The organism is Microbacterium sp. KHB019 (assembly GCF_037285405.1).
Classification (GTDB): domain Bacteria; phylum Actinomycetota; class Actinomycetes; order Actinomycetales; family Microbacteriaceae; genus Microbacterium.
In genome coordinates this window covers 548,091-565,944 of the sequence record NZ_JBBDHF010000001.1, presented here as the reverse complement: position 1 = coordinate 565,944, position 17,854 = coordinate 548,091, and the positions used below count along the sequence as shown (strand labels likewise).

The window sequence follows — 17,854 nt, the reverse complement described above, 5'->3', positions numbered from 1 at the left end:
AAGCGCCGTGCCTGAACTTCCCGAAGTCGAGGTCGTCCGCTCCGGCCTCGCCCCAGCTGTCATCGGCGCCGGGATCACCAGCGTCTCCGTCGTCGACGAGCGGGCGCTCACGCGGCACCCCGCAGGGGCGGCCGACTTCGTCGGACGTCTCGAAGGCGCTTCGATCATCGCCGCCGAGCGACGCGGCAAGTTCCTCTGGCTCCCGCTCGCGGGCGGCACCGCTGCGCTCACGGCACATCTGGGCATGAGCGGCCAGCTCCTGCTGCGTTCTCCGAACGCTCCACTCGAGCGTCATGAGCGCATCCGCATCGGCATCCTGCACCCGCGCCACGGCGATCTCGCGGTCGTGTTCGCCGACCAGCGGACGTTCGGCTCTCTCGCCGTCGACATCCTCGTCGCCGACGGCGCGGATCTCGTCCCGACACAGGTCAGCCACATCGCGCGCGACCCCCTGGATCCTGCGTTCGACGATGCGGGCTTCATCGCCTCGGTGCGTCGGCGCTCGAGTGCGATCAAGCGCATCCTCCTCGATCAGACCGTCATCAGCGGCGTCGGCAACATCTACGCTGACGAGGCTCTGTGGGCGGCCCGCATCCACCCGGAGACCCAGGGCAGTGCCCTGTCTTCGCAGGCCGTACGCCGGCTGCTCGGTGAAGCGCGTTTCGTTCTCGAGAAGGCCCTCGCTGAAGGCGGGACGAGCTTCGATGCGCAGTACGTGAACGTCAACGGCCAGGCCGGGTACTTCGCCCATTCGCTCAACGCCTATGGTCGCGGCGGTCAGCCGTGTCCTCGGTGCGGTGGCGAGATCCGCCGCGACGCATTCATGAATCGCAGCTCGCACTACTGTCCGCGGTGCCAGAGACGACGCTGGTAGCGGAGCGACTGGTCAGGCGTCCACGAACGCTCGACCCAGCAGCGGACGGGTGAGCCGGGTGCTGAGCCAGACGATCCCGACGCCGGCGGCGAGCACGGCGACGATCGTGAGGATCGAGACGGGTTGGACGATCAGAGCGATTCCGATCAGCGGCAGGACGAGCACGCCGGCGCACAGGGCGGACCCGATCGCAGTGAGCAGCAGCGGTGCCATCACGGCACGGGTTCGCGCGCGGTCGACCGTCTCCACAGGCAGGCCGAGGAAGTGCAGGCTTCGGTGCAGTTCGCGCTGGTCGAGGATGCTCGAGGCCTGGTTCACCCCGACCGAGACGGCGACCATGAGGAACGACGCGATCAGGGTGATGATCAGGCCGGTGCGGATGTCTGCGCCCAGGTACGCCTCGGCACCGGCGCCCGGCGCGCTCATGGCGTCGACCATCGCGACGCCAGTACCGGCGAACACGGCCATGAAGCTCGCCATCGCAACACCGCTCACCTGACGCCACGCCGCTTTCGGCGAGTCGAGGACGAGCCGCGCTGCCAGCAGCTTCGTGGGCACCTCCGCTCGGTGCAGCGTGCGGTTGGCGTGCACCTTCAGCGCCCACGGCCCGATCAGGTTCAGCACGGCGAGCGCAGCGGCGAACATGCCGGCCACGACGACGATCGTGATCATCAGGCCGGCGGTACCGGGGAAGAACTGCATGGTGGCGAAGGCGAGGACGACGACTCCGACCGCGATGACCCAGCGGATCCAGTGCACACGCGGTACCGCAGTCCGCGTTCGCACTCCGAGCGGTGAGATCACGACCAGGCGCAGACCGATCGCCGCGCTCGCTCCCGCCAGCGCGGTGACGCCGGCTGCGACCCCGGTGATCGCCAGGGGAGGGAGCGTCACGGCATCCAGCCCGAGCGGCGATCCGCGGAACGGGATCATGCCGACCAGCGGTGCCGCGGCGAGATACGCGACAGCTCCGAGCACGGCGCCGGATGCCGCCACCAGCGTAGATTCGAGAACCGTCGCGCCCACGACGCCGGCGGGGGAGACCCCCAGAAGACGCAGCGTCGACAGGCGCTCATCCCTGCGGCGCGCTGACAGCCTGGCCGCCGCGCCGCCGAGACCGGCGAGCGGAACGATCAGGAGGACCAGCGCGATCGCGGCGAGCGCCTGGTAGAGACCGGCATCCGGATCGGTCCACGTCCAGAACGCCTGGGCCCCGCCCACCACGACGAGCACGAGCGACGTCACCAGCGCGAAGGCAGTCGCCGGCAGCGCGACGACACCGCTGCGGCCGGGGGCAGGACGCAGCAGCAGGGCGAGCACGCGGGCGTTCACGACCGCGCCTCGTTCACCGCGGCGGACACTTCACCTGCGACGATGCCGCCGTCACGCATGTGCACCGTGCGAGAGCAGCGCGCAGCGACCTCAGCGTCGTGCGTCACCACGATCAGCGTGCGGCCCTGCCCTGTCGTCGACCACAGCAGCGCATCCATGACGTCCGCGGAGGTCTGTGAATCGAGCGCTCCGGTCGGCTCATCGGCGAAGACGAGCTCTGCGCCGGTGACCTGCGATCGCGCGATCGCGACGCGCTGAGCCTGCCCGCCCGACAACTCACCGATGCGGCGCTCCTCGAATCCGGCGAGACCGAGCGATGCCATCCACCCCGCTGCGTGCTCGAGGGCCCGGCGGCGCGGAGTCCCGTTGATCATCAGCGCAAGCGCGACGTTCTCGATCGCGGTGAGCTCAGGAATGAGCAGCCCCTGCTGGAAGACGAACCCGAAGGACTCCCTGCGCAGGCGCGAACGATCGCGTTCATTCATCGCGGTCACGTCGACCGGGGAGCCATCTGCCGGCGTGAACCGAACCTGTCCGGTGCCGGGGGCGGTGATGCCGGCGAGCACATGCAGGAGCGTGGTCTTGCCCGATCCGGATGCCCCCATGATCGCGACGGACTCACCGCCTCGGACGGTGAGGTCTACGCCGGCGAGGGCCGTGGTCGGCCCGAAGGCCTTGACGAGGGACTGCGCTTCGATGACGGGAGAGTTCATGCTTCCAGCATCGTCAGTCGCCGGGTCGACGTCGTCAGCCTGCCGACCGACATGACCGGCCGAAGATACACCGAGAGGATGATCTACGGCCGGTCACGAGGGTCAGGTCATGCCTCAGCGCAGACGCTTCTGCCACGCACCGGCGTACGACGCCGGCACGAAGCCGATCGCCTCGTTGATGTCGAGCATCGGACGGTTCTCCTCTGCGTTGAACGTCGAGATCTTGGGAGACTCGGGGGCGACATCGCGCCAGCGCAGCAGGTTCGCGCACTTCACGATCGTGCCGAGCCGCTTTCCTCGGTGCTCCTTCGTGACGAGCGTTCCCCACTGGTGCGTGACCCCGGTTCTGTCCGCGCCGATCAGAAGCTCGTTGAATGCGACCATGTCTCCTGTCGGCTCGTGGATGACGGCCGCGACCGACATCGTCTGCCCGCCCGCGAGAAGCGTCGCATCGCGACGCGCCACGCGCCCGTCGTCCCAGACCTCCTCATCGATTTCGAGATCGCCGCTCGGCACGTCCGTTGCCATCCGCGCGATGACCCCGCCGTAGCCGCTCCGGAACTCCGGCGGCGTGGGCAGGGTCCACGCGACCACGCGGTACTCCGGCCCGGCGAACGCCGTTGCCTCGGCGAGCCGCTGCTCTGCCATCTCGAGGGGGCCGTCGAGCAGCAGCACGCTGTTGCGCTCCACCTGCTCGAGTGCGTATCCGCTCGCTGCCAGGAGTTCGCTCAGCGACGTCGGAGCCACCTCGCCCCACCCGGTGGCCGGTGACAGCATCCCGTCGGTCCTCGTCGTCGGATGCAGGGTCCACAGGTGCAGCACGGTGCGCCCCAGTGCGTTCGCCTCCTGCTCGGTGCGCTCGAGAAGAGCCCTCCCGACCCCGGTCTGCCAGTGCGGCGGGACGACCATGAGCTCGAGCTCGGCCGCGGTCGTCCCTGCAGCAGACGCGGTGGTGAGCACGGCCGCTCCCACGATCTCGCCTCCGCGTCGTGCGATGAAGCCGCGGCGCAGGCGATCGGTCTGATCGAGCCACCCAGGGAGCACCTGCTCCGGGGTGTCGCTGAGGTCGTCGATGCCGGCGTCGAGTTCCGCCGAGCGATTGCCGAGTTCGACCATGGCGCGGAACTCCGCACCATCGGACGCGTCGGCGCGGGTGGGGACGATCATGTCGGTGATGACGAGATCGACCAGTGTCGTGTCGGTCATTGCAGTTCCTTCTTCCAGGCGCCCTCGTACGAGATGGGCGCGAATCCGATGGCCTCGTTGATGTCGAGCATCGGACGGTTCTCCTCGGCGTTGTAGGTGATAACGCCGGGTGAATCCGGATGCTGATCGTGCCATGCGAGGAGCCCAGCGGTCTTGACGAGCATGCCCAGACGGTGACCGCGATGGGATGCCAGCACGAGCGTGTCTTCCTGATGCGAGGTGTCGCCGGGGTCGGTGTCGATCGCCAGTTCGTTGTATGCGCACAGTTCGCCGGTGGCGATGTGCTCGGCCGCTGTGACCAGCACGGTGGTGCCGCGCTGTGCATATCGCTCGTCGTGCCTGGCGACCCGCTCGGCGTCCCACTTCTCCGGCGGCATGCCCAGGTCGGCGTCCGGGACGTCGGTGGACATGTGCTCCTTCATCCAGGCGTACCCGGAGACGTGCTCGGCAGGCGTCGGCAGCATCCACTGCACCACGCGGTAACCGGCGGACTTCTGCTCGGCGACCGCTCGTGCGGCGCGGATGCGGTCGACCACGGCATCCGACCAGGTGAGCATACTGACCCGCTCGACCTGCTCGAGCGAGAATCCGTGCCGGAGCAGGAAGCGGGCGTGGTGGTCGCGGGGGATCTCACCGAATCCGGTCGGCGCGGCGAGCGCCGGTTCGTCGGATGCCGGATGCTCGACCCAGACGAGAAGACGGACGACACCGGCATCCCTGGCCACGCGCTCGATATGCGGCAGCACGGCGGAGCCGATGCCGCGGCCCCAGGCGCTGCGCAGCAGGCTGATGACGGTGATCGCGGTGCGCCCGTCCGCGTCGGCCATGATGTTCAGAGTCGCGACGCCGACCATGTCTCCGCCGTCCCGCACGCACCACTGGCGCCGCGTGAACTCCGGAGTCGAGCGGAGCAGGGGCAGCAGCGACTCGGCACTCATGTCTTCGTCGGAACGTCCGCTGACTTCGCGGATGGACCGGTTGCGCACGTCGGCGTAAGTGCGGACGAGATCGGTGGGCGCTGCATCCGCCCGAGCGGGAAGCTCGAGCGGATGCAGCGTCGCGGTTTCGTTCAGTCGAATGCTCATCGGGACTCCAGGGTCACAGCATGTGGCGCTGCATGTCGTACGTGAGCATGGCGAGGCTCTCACGGTCGGTGAAGTGTTCGATGCCCGCGTTGCGGCGGGCGCTGAGCAGGCGCAGAGCCTCATCGCGGCTCATCGTGGTGTTCCGGTTGCGGCGCTGGCGCTGCGTTCGCAGCATCAGCCAGAGACCGAGACGCAGCGACAGCCGGTCGGTGAGGGCCAGTTCGGTTCGGTCTGCGGGGACGGCGATCTCGAGGATCTCCTGTTCCTGCGGACATGGTGGGTGGGCGGTGCTGCGAAGCAGCGTTTGGGTACTCACGAGAGTGCTCGTTTCTTGTCGAACGGTGCGGAAGGAGTGATGCGTCTGACCCGCGGGTGGCGGGGGCGCAGGTGCGATCTCGAAGGATGGAGAGGTCACCTGGGGCATGCAGACGGTCGAAGAGACCGACGGATGCACGGGGCTGCGGAACCGGTGGAGGTCAGCCGGAATCGGCGGAGACCTCTGGCTGCGGTTCTACGCGAGCGCGCTGCGACGGACGCCGAATGCCGAGGACGCCTTGCCGACAGTGTGCGCGGTATCGAAGCCTGCAGCTGCTGCGGTGTTGATTGTGGAAATCATGAGCGTCCTCCTTTCGTGAGCGATCCGGGTTGCAAAGTTAGTGCCTGATCCGCCAGGGCGTCAAGCATTTGTTCCTCCATCGGCGTGTCGTGCGCTTCAGGGATCCGGCTCCCCGCAGCGCGGGATGCCGGGGAAACCGCGGAATTCCGATAGCGTTGCCGCGTGATTCTCGCTGGACGTCCTCTCGCTCCCCGGGCGGTGCGCCCATGCATCTGAAGAGCCTGACCCTCAAGGGCTTCAAGTCCTTCGCGCAACCCACGACGTTCGTCTTCGAGCCCGGAGTCACCTGCATCGTCGGGCCGAACGGCTCCGGAAAGTCGAACGTCGTCGATGCGCTCGCCTGGGTCATGGGAGAGCAGGGCGCCAAGACGCTTCGCGGCGGCAAGATGGAGGACGTCATCTTCGCCGGCACCTCCACTCGCGGCCCGCTCGGTCGCGCCGAGGTGCAGTTGACGATCGACAACAGCGATGGAGCGCTGCCGATCGAGTTCGCAGAGGTCACCATCAGCCGCACGCTGTTCCGCAACGGTTCTAGCGAGTACGCGATCAACGGATCCAACTGCCGCCTGCTCGATGTGCAGGAGCTGCTGAGCGACTCGGGCCTCGGCCGTGAGATGCACGTCATCGTCGGTCAGGGCCGGCTCGACACGGTCCTGCAGGCCTCGCCGGAGGACCGTCGAGGGTTCATCGAAGAAGCAGCCGGCATTCTGAAGCACCGGCGGCGCAAGGAGAAGACTCTCCGCAAGCTCGACGCCATGGAGGCCAACCTCACCCGGCTCAGCGACCTCGCGGGCGAGATCCGACGCCAGTTGAAGCCGCTGGGGCGGCAGGCCGAGATCGCCAGAGAGGCGCAGACGATCGCCGCGGTCGTGCGCGATGCCAAGGCGAGGATCTTCGCGGATGACGTCGTCGCGCTTCGGACATCCCTCGCCGATCATGCGCGTACGGAACAGGAGCGCCACACCGAGCGACTCGTGCTCACGGAGCAGTCCGACACCGTCCGGTCAGGGATCGCGAAGCTCGAGGCCGATCAGAACTCGGCCGCCGTCGACGAGGCCCGGCGAGTGGCGTTCGGACTCGAGCAGGTCCAGGAGCGGATGCGGTCCCTGTACACGCTGGCCAATCAGCGGCTCGCGCTCCTCGGCTCCGAGGAGGACGATGCTGCAGTCGCATCAGTGACCGTGACGCAGGCGACCATCGACGAGGCCAAGGATCAGATCACGGAGATATCCGCCGGACTCGGCGACGCGCAGGACGCAGCCTCGGCGGCGAGCCGCGAGGTCATCGGCGCACGAGCCGAGCTCGACACCCTGGATGTCGACATCGCCGAGCAGAGCGCGCTCGTCTCTCAGCACGACATGCGCTTGAGCGCGTTGCGAGGGACAGCCGAGGCCGCGGCATCCGCACTGGCCGCCGTACGCGGCGCTGTCGTGCGCCAGGAGAACGCGCTCGAAGCCGCGAACGAGCGTCGTCGTGAGGCCGCAGAGGCGCTCGAGCACTTCGAGGACGCCGAAGCGCCGGAGGGCAGCGCGGCCGAGCACGCGGCGGCGTATGAGACCGCGCAGCGCAACGCGACGGCTGCGGAGGGCGAGCTGGAGGCGCTGCGTGAGCGGTTGCACTCCGCCGAACGCGAGGCCGAGTCGCTCACGGCTAAGGCATCGGCCCTTTCGAGCGCACTGTCGCTCTCCGGCGGTGCCGCCGAGGTCGTGAAGTCGGCAGCCACCGGCGTACGGGGTCTCGTCGGCGACGCGGTGCAGGTCACCGCCGGCTTCGAGGCGGCGATCGCGGCCGTGCTGGGGCCGCTCACCGAGGGCGTGCTCGTCGATGATGCGGATGCCGCGTACGCACTGGCCGCCTCGGCGGTCGAGCACAAGCGCGGCGTCGTGGACTTCGTGATCGCCGATGCGCTTCGCGGCTCGGTGGATCTGCCAGAGGTCGCAGGTGTCACACCTGCCGCCTCGGTCGTCACCGCGCCGGACGGCGTGCTCGGCGTGCTCTCGCACGTGCTCATCGCCGACGACCTCGATGCGGCCAGGCGTGCACGCACCGCGCTGGACGCGCTCGGTGACACCGCCGTCACGATCGTCACGACGGGTGGAGACGTCATAACGGCACAGACGCTGCGCACGGGCGCCGGGGGAGAGCGTTCACGCCTCGAGCTGACGGCCGAGCGCGATGCTGCGCAGGAGCGCCTCTCCGAGGTGAGGGTGATCGTGGATTCGCTGCGGGAGGCGCGCGAAGAGGCCTCGGAGCGTGTCGACACCACCCGTCGACACGCGAAGGACGCCCTTCGGTCCCTGCGCGAGCACGACGCGGCGCTCGCGACGCACGCCGAGCAGGTCAACCGTGTGACGGTTCGGCATGAGTCCGCAGTCGCGGAGTGCGAGCGTCTCGAGACCGGACTCGTCCAGGCCCAGGCTGCTGTCTCGGATGCCGAGACGGCTGCGGCAGCGGCGACGGCCGAGCTCGAACAGGCAGAGGCCACACCGCGCCCCGTGCTCGATGCCTCGGCGCGCGATGGTCTGCTCGAGGCGCTCGAGAGTGCACGCGAGGGCGAGGTCCGCGCCCGCCTCGAGATCGAGACACTGCGCGAGCGGGTGCGCGCGGCGCAGGCGCGGGTCGCCGGCCTGGAGCGTCAGCGCGAGCAGGAACGGGATGCCGCTGCCGAGGCCGCACGTCGCGCTGTGATCCGGCGTGCGCAGCGGGAGGCGGCATCAGGGGTCGCGGCTGAGTTGCCCCGCATCCTGGATTCTCTGGATCGTTCAGTCACCGAGGCGCGCGTCGCACTCAGCGGTGCCGAGAGCGCGCGGTCGGCGCAGAACGAGGAGCTCACGGCGCTCCGTGCCCAGGAGTCATCCCTGCGCGAACGGCTCGCAGGCCTCACTGAGAGCGTGCACGGCCTCGAGCTGCAGATCCACGAGAAGAAGCTCCACCTGACGAGCCTGCTCGAGCGCGTGGCATCCGAACTGGCCCTCGACGAAGATATTCTCATTGCGGAATATGGGCCGGATGAGCTCGTTCCCCGCGACCCGCTCGCCGAGCCGGTCACAGACGCGATCGATGGCGTCAACCCCACCGCGATCCCGTACGACCGGCGCATGCAGGAGCGTCGGCTCGCCGAGGCGGAGCGAAAGCTCTCGCAACTGGGGCGCGTGAACCCGCTCGCTCTGGAGGAGTTCGCCGCGCTCGAGCAGCGGCATGCGTTCCTCACCGAGCAGCTCGCCGACCTCACGCAGACGAGGCAGGATCTGCTGACGATCATCGCCGACCTCGACGAGCGCATGCAGACGATCTTCGCGAGCGCGTTCGAGGACACCAAGCAGGCGTTCGGCGAGGTCTTCCCGCTGCTGTTCCCCGGCGGGTCCGGCAGCATCTCGCTCACCGATCCGGACAACATGCTCACCACAGGCATCGAGGTGTCGGTCCGGCCCGTCGGCAAGAAGATCGAGCGGCTCTCGCTGCTCTCCGGCGGCGAGAGGTCGCTGGCGGCTGTCGCGCTGCTGGTAGCGATCTTCAAAGCGCGGCCGAGCCCGTTCTACATCCTCGACGAGGTCGAGGCGGCCCTGGACGACGCCAACCTCGGTCGTCTTCTCAGCGTGTTCGAGCAGCTTCGTGAGAGCTCGCAGCTGCTGGTGATCACCCACCAGAAGCGCACGATGGAGATCGCTGACGCCCTGTACGGCGTCTCGATGCGCCAGGACGGCGTCTCCGCTGTGGTCGGACAGCGCGTGGGCGATCGCGCCGCCGCCGCGAGCTGAGCATCCGGCGTCCGCCGCAACTGCACGGGGCCGGCACCGCATAGGCTGGAGGCATGGCGGAGAAGTCCTGGTCCCTCGGCCGCGCGCTGCGCGGCATGTTCGTCAAACCCACGATCGATGAGACGACGTGGGAGGACCTCGAGACAGCTCTGATCACCGCTGATTTCGGGCCCGATATCACTGAGCGCATCGTCGATGAGCTGCGAGACAAGGTCGAGCGCTACCGCACGACCGATCCGAAGGATCTGCAGCGGATGCTGCGGGAGACCCTCGAAGAGCATTTCGCGAAGTTCGACACCACGCTCAAACTCACCGAGCGTCCGGCCGTGGTGCTCGTCGTGGGCGTGAACGGAGTCGGCAAGACCACGACGATCGGCAAGTTCACGAAGTTCCTGCGCGGTTACCAGCGCAGCGTCGTCGTCGGTGCAGCGGACACGTTCCGTGCAGCGGCGGTCGATCAGCTCGCCACGTGGGCGCAGCGCGGGGGAGCCGCCATCGTCCGGCCGCAGCAGGAGGGCCAGGATCCGGCATCCGTCGCCTACCAGACCATCGAATTCGCCCAGCGTGAAGGCATCGAGATCGCGATCATCGACACCGCCGGCCGCTTGCACACCAAGGGCGGGCTGATGGACGAGCTGTCCAAAATCCGCCGCGTGATCGAGAAGCAGGCACCGATCAGCGAGGTGCTGCTGGTTCTCGATGCCACCACAGGTCAGAACGGTGTCATGCAGGCGGAGGCGTTCCTCGAGCATGCCGGCGTCACCGGTCTGGTGATCACAAAACTCGATGGTTCCGCCAAGGGCGGCTTCGTTCTCGCGGTGCAGGAGCGCACCGGCATCCCGGTGAAGCTCCTCGGTCAGGGAGAGGGGATCGACGACCTCACCGGATTCACACCGCATGTCTTCGTGGCATCCCTTGTCGGGCAGTGATCGGACTGGTTTCATAGCGTTATGGCGATCGAACACGACTACTTCGGGCTCCTGTCCTCGGGGCCGGACGGATCGATCTTCTGGAGCGAGACGGTGGATCTCGGCGACCAGACGGTGACTGTCGACCTCACCGCGCCGGACCAGGACGACATCTCGCCCGACGCCCTCGACATCGCCGCCGCGCTGATCTCCGGGATCGAGAACGTGGATGCGACGGCACGCCGCGGCATGCTCGCCGAGGTCGACGATCGCACGAGTGAGGTGACCGAGTTCATCCTGCAGCAGCAGGAGGCCTACGGCGAGGATCTGCCTGACCTGCTGATCGATGTCAGCGGAGACGCAGCCGTCGACATCATCCGCTCGCTCCGCCTGATGAGCATGACGATCCTGGCCGACGAGCACGGCGGCAGCGAACCCTTCGCCGTCCTCGAGTACGCCCTCGATGCGGATGACACAGACGAAGTGCTGCTGGTGAATCTCGCCTCGGACGGCACCGTCCAGTCGGTGATGAGCGCCGACTGACGCTGAGGCGTGCTCAGACCGGAATCTCTTCGTAGTCGTTCAGGGCGATGACGCGGATGCCATCAGCGGCGCCGGCTGCGGCGTGTATGCGCACCGTCTCGTCATCGCCGCGATGCGCGCGATGCGCGGGGCCGAACGTCTCCAGCAGGTAGCCCCGAAGGGCTTCCGCTTCGGCGGCGTCGAGCATCCGTGGGACGGGTGCGCGGGTGGCCGAGGCGACGAGTGCGAGGATGAGGCCGCGAACCCGGGGCATCCCCTCGGAGATGGGCGGCTGATAGTAGGGCATGACGAGTGCGGCCGCTCCGTGTCGTGCGTAGAACTCGATGCGTCGATACGGGTCGCCGAACGCGGTGTCCGCGGGATGCATGTCGGGCCGCTCGATCTCCGCCAGTACGAGGTCTACGTCCGGTGATGCCGACCAGCGCTCGATCCCGGCAGCCAGGAGCGCTGAACCGACGCCGCGGTCGCGCCGGTTCGTTGTCACAGCGAGCCAGGCGATGAGGACGGTCGATCCGACGCGTTCGCCGACGATCGCCCCGCACACTGCGCCGTCCGTACGGGCGACAAGCGCATCGAGATCACCATCCCGCACCTGCTCGAGGAACGCGGCGCGCGGGGTGAGCTCCTTCGCGGGAAAACTCGGCTCGAGGATCTCGAGATAGACAGTCTCGAGCACGCGCGCATCCGCTGTCGGTTCGATGCGCATGCTCATCCGGGCTCGTCTCGGGGTCTGCTGCCGCGGCGGCTGCGGCGGCCGGCACGCGTGACAGCGGCGAGCACCGCACCCGTTAGCGCTGCCAGGCCGAGCACTGCGGCGAACAGCATCCACGCCTCATCGGCGCCCCATTCCGGATGCCCGGCCTGGAGCACCGAGGCGAGACCGGCGAACCCAACGACGGCGAATACGGCCCCGAGCAGCTCGAGCAGCCGTGAGTTGCGCCGCTCGCGCGCCTCGCGCAACTCCTCCATCGCCGCCTGGTGCTCGCGCTGCTCGCGCACCTGCAGCGCCTGCTCCGCGGCGAAGGCCTGTTCCATGCGCCGGTGCACGACTTCGAGAAGCGGCTGCAGCCTCGTACCGAGCACATCGTGCACCGCCCGGGTGAAGCCGTCCCGAAGTCGGGTGTAGCCGTTCGATCTCAGGACGGTGTCGAGGTCGACTCGCAGCGGGGGAGAGGTCACGATCGTCGGCGACTCGATGAACAGCATGATCGCCTCGTTCGACTGCACGAACGATTGCAGCGCCAACTCGGTGCGCTCGACGCGGTTCACGAGTTCGTTCAGCTCGCCGATGGCGCCTGCGCGCGCGTCGGCCGAGTCCGGCGTCGACTCGGCACGGGACAGAAGCAGTTCCGCATCGCGCAGCAACTGAGCGATCTGCTCGGCGAAGTAGCGGATCGTGTCCTGCCAGCCCTGGTACATGCCGTGCATGCTGTGTGCGAACTCCAGAAAGCTCTCGATGTCCTGAACGGCGAAATCCGGAGATCCGAGACTCGCGAGCAGCGAGACGTTGCTGTTGGAGGCGAGGATCTCGCTGTTCAGATGCAGGAGAGACCAGGTGTGGATGCCGTCGAGGTCGTACATCGTCCAGTCGGCGATGCTGGCTGCGCCGCTCGGCAACGGGTGGATGAGCGGCTGGTTTCCCCACACATCGAGGAGCTCGCCAGCGCTCGTGAGCGCCGTCCGTGTGCGCCCACGGACCCTCGACGCTGCGAGCACACTGGTGATCACGCCGAACGATCCTTCGCGTGCGGCGACCGTCGCCTCCGGATCGAGTGCGCCGATGTCGTCGAGGAGATCGTCGACGAGCTGGGGCAGCCCGGCCAGGTCGCCGGCGTCGCTGCGCATGCGCAGCAGTTCTGGAATCTCCCTGAGATCGCCGAAGGAAGGCGTCGCGAGATGGACGGTCTCGGCCACGTGGTGCGCCGCATGGTCGGCCAGATCGATCTCGAAGATGATCGCATTGTTTCCCAGATGAGACAGCTGGACACGCGTTCTGATGATCTGCGGCGTTCGATCGTTACCCGGATGCTCGACCCGGATGTCGCCGAGCTCGATCGTCGCACCGCGATAGCCGCGCCCGAAGCTGTCCGTTCCCTGCCACACGTCGCTCAGATCGAGACGTCGGCGCACCCCCTTGATCGGCACGCCGCCGATCGTCCCGCCGTCGGCTCGTCTTCGCTGCGCAGCGAGGACGAGTGATTCCGTGATCTCGATGTGTGTCTGATGGTGACGACTGCGCACCCCGAACGGGTATATGAAGCGCACGCGCCCCTCGTCGATGTGGAGGCGGTCGCGATCTTGAGAGACGCATACCGTCCCGATGGCCGTCAGATGACCGCGCAGTTCGCTGGCGTCGACGGGGTTGAACGGAGTGGTCGCGACGCGGACGCGCAAGCGTTCGAGCTCTTCGTCAGCGTCGCCGACGAAGCCCTCCAGCATCCTCTGTGCGAGGCGGGCGCCGTCGCGGACCGTGCGGTAATAGGCCAGCTCGTTGGACGCCTCGGCCTCGAGAACACCGTGCCCTCGCCTGGCGTGCTCATCCGCGTCGTCGATCGTCAGAGCTCGGACGGCTTCGACGATGACGGCCGCAGCGTCCACTGCATCGTCCGCCGCTCGGTCCACGATGTCGAGCCGGCCCGCCAGCAGAGCGGATTCGACGCGGAACTCCAGCAGCAGGAACTCCAGCAGGTGCCAGCCGAGCGTGCACAGCGGATCGGCGCGGCGCTTCCGCGCGGCGGCGGCGGCCGCGCACGCGACGCGAATGGCGAGTGCGAGCGTCTCGTGGTCCCACGTGAGCGCCCACGCGCTGTTGACGAGGTTGCGCAGGTACAGGGAGAGGACCAGTCCGCCGGCCGGAAGCCGGTCGGCGGCGCGGACGACCGGCGGCAGCGCGCGTTCGAGCAGCGCGCGCGGCTCTTCGTCGGCGTCGCCCTCGCTCTCGAAGATCGCCTCCCACCACGTGCCGCTGAGCAGGTGAGTCAGATCGGCGCGCTGACTCGCGCTCAACGCGTGGCGTTCGCCGAGCTCGGCCTGCCGTGTGAGGCCGTCAGCGATCCACTGCCGGGCAGCATCCGCGTCGACGTCGACGGATGCGAAGACGGATGCCGGCGACGTCGGGTCGTCGCGGTCCACGAGGCTCCTCTCGATGCGGACCAGTGTAGGGGTCGCGGCGAGAGCAAGCGAGGAATTTCAGACGGCCTGCGCGAAACCCAGGTCCGCGCCCTCGGCGATGTGTGCCAGGTGCGGCGGGATCTCGCGCCCCTTCGAGATCATCGACTGCGCCCACAGGCGCCCGGCACGGTACGACGAGCGCACGAGCGGGCCGGCGAGAACGCCGAGGAACCCGATGCGCTCGGCCTCCTCCTTGAACTCGACGAACTCGGCGGGCTTCACCCAGCGGGCCACCGGCAGGTGCCGCGGCGTCGGGCGAAGGTACTGCGTGATCGTGATGATGTCGCAGCCGGCCTCGTGCAGGTCATTGAGTGCCTGCACGACCTCTTCGGGCTCTTCGCCCATGCCGAGGATGAGATTGGACTTGGTGATGAGTCCGGCTGCGTGCCCCTGCGTGATGACATCCAGCGACCGCTCGTACTTGAACGCCGGGCGGATGCGCTTGAAGATGCGCGGCACGGTCTCGACGTTGTGCGCGAAAACCTCGGGCCGAGCGTCGAAGATCTGACCCAGGAACTCCGGGTCGCCGTTGTGCTCGTTCGCGAGCAGCTCGACGCCGGTGTTCGGGTTCTCGGCGTGGATGCGGCGCACTGTCTCGGCGTTCAGCCATGCGCCGGTGTCGGGGAGGTCGTCGCGGGCGACGCTCGTGACGGTCGCGTACCTCAGACCCATCCGGGTGACGCTCTCGGCGACGCGGCGCGGCTCGTCGGTGTCGTACGCATCGGGCTTGCCGGTGTCGATCTGGCAGAAGTCGCAGCGACGCGTGCACTGCGAGCCGCCGATGAGGAAGGTCGCCTCGCGGTCCTCCCAGCACTCGAAGATGTTCGGGCAGCCGGCCTCCTGGCAGACGGTGTGCAGGCCCTCGTCCTTCACCAACGAGTGCAGGGCCTGGTACTCCGGGCCCATCTTCGCCTTCGTCTTGATCCACTCCGGCTTGCGCTCGATCGGCGTCTCGGCGTTGCGGACTTCGAGGCGCAGGAGCTTCCGGCCCTCGGGGGCAGCGGCGCTCACGCGGAAACTCCTTCGTACTGGGCAGTCGGCACGGACTCGGCATCCGCGTGTTCGTCGACGAAGGCTTCGGCGACGGCATCCACGATGTCAGCGGGGGAGACGTCACGGCCCACGACCTCGCTGATGGTCGTGACGCCGGCATCCGTGATGCCGCAGGGGATGATCCCGCGGAACCCGGAAAGCGTGTTGTCGCAGTTGATGGCGAAGCCGTGCATGGTCACGCCGTTCTGCACTCGTACGCCGATCGCGGCGATCTTGTCCTCGCTGAGCGGCCGGCGCACCCACACGCCGCTGCGCCCCTCGACCTGATAGCCGGCGACGCCCAGCGGGCGGAGGATCTCGATGAGCACGCGCTCGAGCCGGCGAACATGCGCGACGACGTCCATCGGCTCCGGCAGACGCACGATCGGGTACCCGACAAGCTGTCCCGGACCGTGCCAGGTGATCTTGCCGCCGCGATCCACGTCGACGACGGGAGTGCCGTCTTGCGGCCGCTCCTGCGGCTCGGTGCGCTTGCCTGCGGTGTAAACGGCCTCGTGCTCGAGAAGGATGAGCGTGTCTGGGCGGCTGCCGAAGGCCACGTCGTGGTGGACGTTGCGCTGCAGCTCCCAGCCGTCCACATACGGGACGAACCGCGGTGCGAGTCCCGCGGTGAGAATGTCGAGCATGATCGCCTTCCCGGGTTATTGGATGCTGTCTAACAATACCCCTCGACGAGGTGACTCGTCGACGCCCATGCGACGCGGAGTGCCAGCGATGCGAGAAGGAAATCGTGCCTTCCGACGCGTGCGAAGCCGGAAAACTGTTCTTCCATCGCCGTCGCTTCCTGCGGACGCCGGCGCGATACGGTGAATGCGTGAGAAACGAGCCGCGCCCAGGACGCCCTCGCGCGTCGTCGCGCGAGACGCTCGCCGAGGCAGCGTGCGAGCTGTTCCTCGAGCAGGGGTACGAGGCGACCTCCGTCGCCGACATCACTCGGCGAGCCGGGGTGAGCCGATCGAGCTTCTTCAACTACTTCTCCTCGAAGAGCGATGTGCTGTGGTCGGGGCTCGACGCACGGATCGATCAGGCGCTCGAGGCGCTCACCGCGCTGGGTGCGGCAGCCGGCGCCGATCCGGTGCGCGGGATCCTGCTGCACGTCGTGCACGACTTCGCCCCAGACCCGCTCGCACTCGCGCTGCGCAATGCGAGCGCGATGGGGCTGGAGGAGGAGCTGGTCCGCGACACCGGGCTGCGCAGCGCGCGACTCGCCGACGGAATCTCGCAGGCCGCGCGCCGCAGCGGAATCGCTGCGATCCCCGCCGACATCCTCGGTGCGGCCCACGCGACCGCTGTTCTGTCGGCGCTGCGTGTCTGGGCGGAGCGCGGGGCAGGGCACGGCACGCCGGAGTCACTCGCGCAGGAGGCGCTGGGCGGCATCCACGACCTGCCGTGGAAGATCTGACGCGCCGCGGACGAAATCGCCGCTGCCGGACACGTCATGAGTGAACCCACCCCCGACGAGGAGGAACTCATGACCAGGGATGCTCTGGATGATCTGCTGGATGCTGCCGCACCGCCGGCGGCGACGGTCGACGATCGCGACGTGCTCGCGATGGTCACGGACGCTCGTAAGGAGGTTCGCGTCGCCCCGCGGGCCAAGCGGGCCGCAGTCATCACGGGTGTGCTGGCGATTCTCATGGCCGGAGGAGCGGGGGTCGCGACGGCGTCTTCGGACTGGCTCTGGGGCGACGGCTTGGAGAATCCCGACCGGAGCTATGCCTACACCTCACCGACGTGGGGTGAGTGCGAGATCCGTTTCAGCGGATTCGACACCCACAAGCCATTGATCCAGGGTGACGTGAACCGCGTCGTGGACGAGTGGTTCGCGAACACCGACGTCGAGGCCGCGGCCGAGCCCTTCGTCGCGAAGTACCTGGCGGTGATGGCGGACAGCCGGGACGCCGAGAACAGCGCGGACCCGCGGCTGCCGGACCTTGAGGCATGGACTGCCCACGAGCAGGCGCTCTCGGAGGCGCTGCACATGGAGTTGAAGATGCACGGCTACGACAGCGGAGCGCTTGCCGGGACCGATTCCCACAGCCAGCTCCACTGCGAGGGCGAGGACTGGGACGGAACGGGTGCCGCCGAATGAGGCGTGAGCCTGAGAGCCGGGCACTGGTCGGAGCGTTCGAGAGCAATGCCGCCGATCTCCTGGCCTACCTCTCTCGCCGAACGAACGCCGACGATGCGCCCGACCTTCTCGGCGAGACCATGGTCGTCGCCTGGCGCAGGGTGAAGGACCTGCCCGCCGACCCGGAGCGCGCTCGCATGTGGCTGTTCGGCATCGCCCGCGGCACGCTGCAGAATCACACCAGAGGGGAGCGCCGCCGCTGGGCCCTGGCCGATCGCATCCGCGGACGCGTTCGCGAGGGCGCCACGGCGCCGGCAGCCGACGAAGGCGCCGACGTGCGTGACGCCATCGCCCGGCTCGACCCCGAGCTCGCAGAACTCGTCCGGCTCGTGCACTGGGACCGGCTCAGCCTGGCCGATGCGGCCGAGCTGCTCGGCATCCCGGCATCCACCGCCCGCGGGCGTTATCAGAAGGCCAGGGAACAGCTTCGCGCCGCGCTGAGCCTGGAGGCGCCGCTCGCGTAG

General features: G+C 68.3%; 16 protein-coding genes. 7 read left to right on the top strand and 9 right to left on the bottom strand.

Annotation, left to right across the window (positions count from 1 at the left end; genetic code table 11):
- Positions 1 to 7: 7 nt before the first annotated feature.
- A complete protein-coding gene (mutM, locus tag KHB019_RS02795; RefSeq protein WP_230103321.1) occupies positions 8 to 874 on the top strand; it encodes a bifunctional DNA-formamidopyrimidine glycosylase/DNA-(apurinic or apyrimidinic site) lyase in 867 nt (288 codons plus the stop codon).
- A 12-nt stretch (positions 875 to 886) separates the two neighbouring features.
- On the opposite strand, the gene KHB019_RS02790 is transcribed toward mutM, so the two are convergent.
- The 5 genes from KHB019_RS02790 to KHB019_RS02770 form a co-directional block, all read right to left on the bottom strand.
- Positions 887 to 2,206, bottom strand: a complete 1,320-nt coding sequence (locus tag KHB019_RS02790; protein ID WP_230103320.1) for an FtsX-like permease family protein — start codon at positions 2,204 to 2,206, stop codon at positions 887 to 889.
- On the bottom strand, positions 2,203 to 2,919 hold the full coding sequence (locus KHB019_RS02785) for an ABC transporter ATP-binding protein (protein ID WP_230103319.1): 717 nt from the start codon (positions 2,917 to 2,919) through the stop codon (positions 2,203 to 2,205). The genes KHB019_RS02790 and KHB019_RS02785 overlap by 4 nt, the downstream gene beginning before the upstream one ends.
- A gap of 114 nt (positions 2,920 to 3,033) precedes the next feature.
- Positions 3,034 to 4,125 carry a GNAT family N-acetyltransferase gene (locus KHB019_RS02780; RefSeq protein ID WP_230103318.1) on the bottom strand — a complete coding sequence of 364 codons (1,092 nt, stop codon included), beginning with the start codon at positions 4,123 to 4,125 and terminating at the stop codon, positions 3,034 to 3,036.
- Complete coding sequence (locus KHB019_RS02775; RefSeq protein ID WP_230103317.1) at positions 4,122 to 5,210, bottom strand: GNAT family N-acetyltransferase; 1,089 nt, start codon at positions 5,208 to 5,210, stop codon at positions 4,122 to 4,124. The genes KHB019_RS02780 and KHB019_RS02775 overlap by 4 nt, the downstream gene beginning before the upstream one ends.
- Positions 5,211 to 5,223: 13 nt before the next feature.
- The gene (locus tag KHB019_RS02770) at positions 5,224 to 5,526 is read right to left on the bottom strand and encodes a hypothetical protein (RefSeq protein ID WP_230103316.1); all 303 of its coding nucleotides are present in this window, start codon (positions 5,524 to 5,526) and stop codon (positions 5,224 to 5,226) included.
- Between the two features lie 506 nt (positions 5,527 to 6,032).
- Here KHB019_RS02770 and smc point away from each other — a divergent pair.
- From smc to KHB019_RS02755, 3 genes are read left to right on the top strand one after another with little or no spacing between them, the layout of a single operon-like run.
- The gene (smc, locus tag KHB019_RS02765; RefSeq protein ID WP_337458041.1) at positions 6,033 to 9,584 is read left to right on the top strand and encodes a chromosome segregation protein SMC; all 3,552 of its coding nucleotides are present in this window, start codon (positions 6,033 to 6,035) and stop codon (positions 9,582 to 9,584) included.
- Between the two features lie 53 nt (positions 9,585 to 9,637).
- Positions 9,638 to 10,513: a signal recognition particle-docking protein FtsY gene (ftsY, locus tag KHB019_RS02760; protein ID WP_230103314.1), complete on the top strand. Its 876-nt coding sequence runs from the start codon at positions 9,638 to 9,640 to the stop codon at positions 10,511 to 10,513.
- A gap of 21 nt (positions 10,514 to 10,534) precedes the next feature.
- Positions 10,535 to 11,035: a DUF2004 domain-containing protein gene (locus tag KHB019_RS02755; RefSeq protein ID WP_230103313.1), complete on the top strand. Its 501-nt coding sequence runs from the start codon at positions 10,535 to 10,537 to the stop codon at positions 11,033 to 11,035.
- Positions 11,036 to 11,048: 13 nt separating this feature from the next.
- On the opposite strand, the gene KHB019_RS02750 is transcribed toward KHB019_RS02755, so the two are convergent.
- From KHB019_RS02750 to lipB, 4 genes are read right to left on the bottom strand one after another with little or no spacing between them, the layout of a single operon-like run.
- The gene (locus KHB019_RS02750) at positions 11,049 to 11,747 is read right to left on the bottom strand and encodes a GNAT family N-acetyltransferase (RefSeq protein ID WP_337458040.1); all 699 of its coding nucleotides are present in this window, start codon (positions 11,745 to 11,747) and stop codon (positions 11,049 to 11,051) included.
- Positions 11,744 to 14,167, bottom strand: coding sequence for a hypothetical protein (locus tag KHB019_RS02745; protein WP_337458039.1), 2,424 nt, complete (start codon positions 14,165 to 14,167; stop codon positions 11,744 to 11,746). The genes KHB019_RS02750 and KHB019_RS02745 overlap by 4 nt, the downstream gene beginning before the upstream one ends.
- A 57-nt stretch (positions 14,168 to 14,224) precedes the next feature.
- Positions 14,225 to 15,217 carry a lipoyl synthase gene (lipA, locus tag KHB019_RS02740; protein WP_325471483.1) on the bottom strand — a complete coding sequence of 331 codons (993 nt, stop codon included), beginning with the start codon at positions 15,215 to 15,217 and terminating at the stop codon, positions 14,225 to 14,227.
- The gene (lipB, locus tag KHB019_RS02735) at positions 15,214 to 15,885 is read right to left on the bottom strand and encodes a lipoyl(octanoyl) transferase LipB (protein WP_325471484.1); all 672 of its coding nucleotides are present in this window, start codon (positions 15,883 to 15,885) and stop codon (positions 15,214 to 15,216) included. The genes lipA and lipB overlap by 4 nt, the downstream gene beginning before the upstream one ends.
- 188 nt (positions 15,886 to 16,073) lie before the next feature.
- Here lipB and KHB019_RS02730 point away from each other — a divergent pair, with 188 nt between their 5' ends.
- Genes KHB019_RS02730 through KHB019_RS02720 form a run of 3 tightly spaced genes read left to right on the top strand, consistent with a single transcriptional unit; the run spans position 16,074 to position 17,854 of the window.
- Positions 16,074 to 16,661 (top strand): TetR/AcrR family transcriptional regulator, encoded by a 588-nt coding sequence (locus KHB019_RS02730; RefSeq protein WP_337458038.1) that lies wholly within the window; start codon positions 16,074 to 16,076, stop codon positions 16,659 to 16,661.
- 36 nt (positions 16,662 to 16,697) lie between these two features.
- Positions 16,698 to 17,351 (top strand): hypothetical protein, encoded by a 654-nt coding sequence (locus KHB019_RS02725; protein ID WP_337458037.1) that lies wholly within the window; start codon positions 16,698 to 16,700, stop codon positions 17,349 to 17,351.
- The gene (locus tag KHB019_RS02720) at positions 17,348 to 17,854 is read left to right on the top strand and encodes an RNA polymerase sigma factor (RefSeq protein ID WP_337458036.1); all 507 of its coding nucleotides are present in this window, start codon (positions 17,348 to 17,350) and stop codon (positions 17,852 to 17,854) included. The genes KHB019_RS02725 and KHB019_RS02720 overlap by 4 nt, the downstream gene beginning before the upstream one ends.

What these genes read in the sequence shown, in the direction of transcription:
- KHB019_RS02750 (WP_337458040.1), bottom strand. Translation starts at nt 11,747, where the DNA reads ATGAGCATGCGCATCGAACCGACAGCGGATGCGCGCGTGCTCGAGACT.
- KHB019_RS02780 (WP_230103318.1), bottom strand. Translation starts at nt 4,125, where the DNA reads ATGACCGACACGACACTGGTCGATCTCGTCATCACCGACATGATCGTC.
- KHB019_RS02775 (WP_230103317.1), bottom strand. Translation starts at nt 5,210, where the DNA reads ATGAGCATTCGACTGAACGAAACCGCGACGCTGCATCCGCTCGAGCTT.
- lipB (WP_325471484.1), bottom strand. Translation starts at nt 15,885, where the DNA reads ATGCTCGACATTCTCACCGCGGGACTCGCACCGCGGTTCGTCCCGTAT.
- KHB019_RS02720 (WP_337458036.1), top strand. Translation starts at nt 17,348, where the DNA reads ATGAGGCGTGAGCCTGAGAGCCGGGCACTGGTCGGAGCGTTCGAGAGC.
- KHB019_RS02755 (WP_230103313.1), top strand. Translation starts at nt 10,535, where the DNA reads ATGGCGATCGAACACGACTACTTCGGGCTCCTGTCCTCGGGGCCGGAC.
- smc (WP_337458041.1), top strand. Translation starts at nt 6,033, where the DNA reads ATGCATCTGAAGAGCCTGACCCTCAAGGGCTTCAAGTCCTTCGCGCAA.
- KHB019_RS02725 (WP_337458037.1), top strand. Translation starts at nt 16,698, where the DNA reads ATGAGTGAACCCACCCCCGACGAGGAGGAACTCATGACCAGGGATGCT.
- KHB019_RS02785 (WP_230103319.1), bottom strand. Translation starts at nt 2,919, where the DNA reads ATGAACTCTCCCGTCATCGAAGCGCAGTCCCTCGTCAAGGCCTTCGGG.
- ftsY (WP_230103314.1), top strand. Translation starts at nt 9,638, where the DNA reads ATGGCGGAGAAGTCCTGGTCCCTCGGCCGCGCGCTGCGCGGCATGTTC.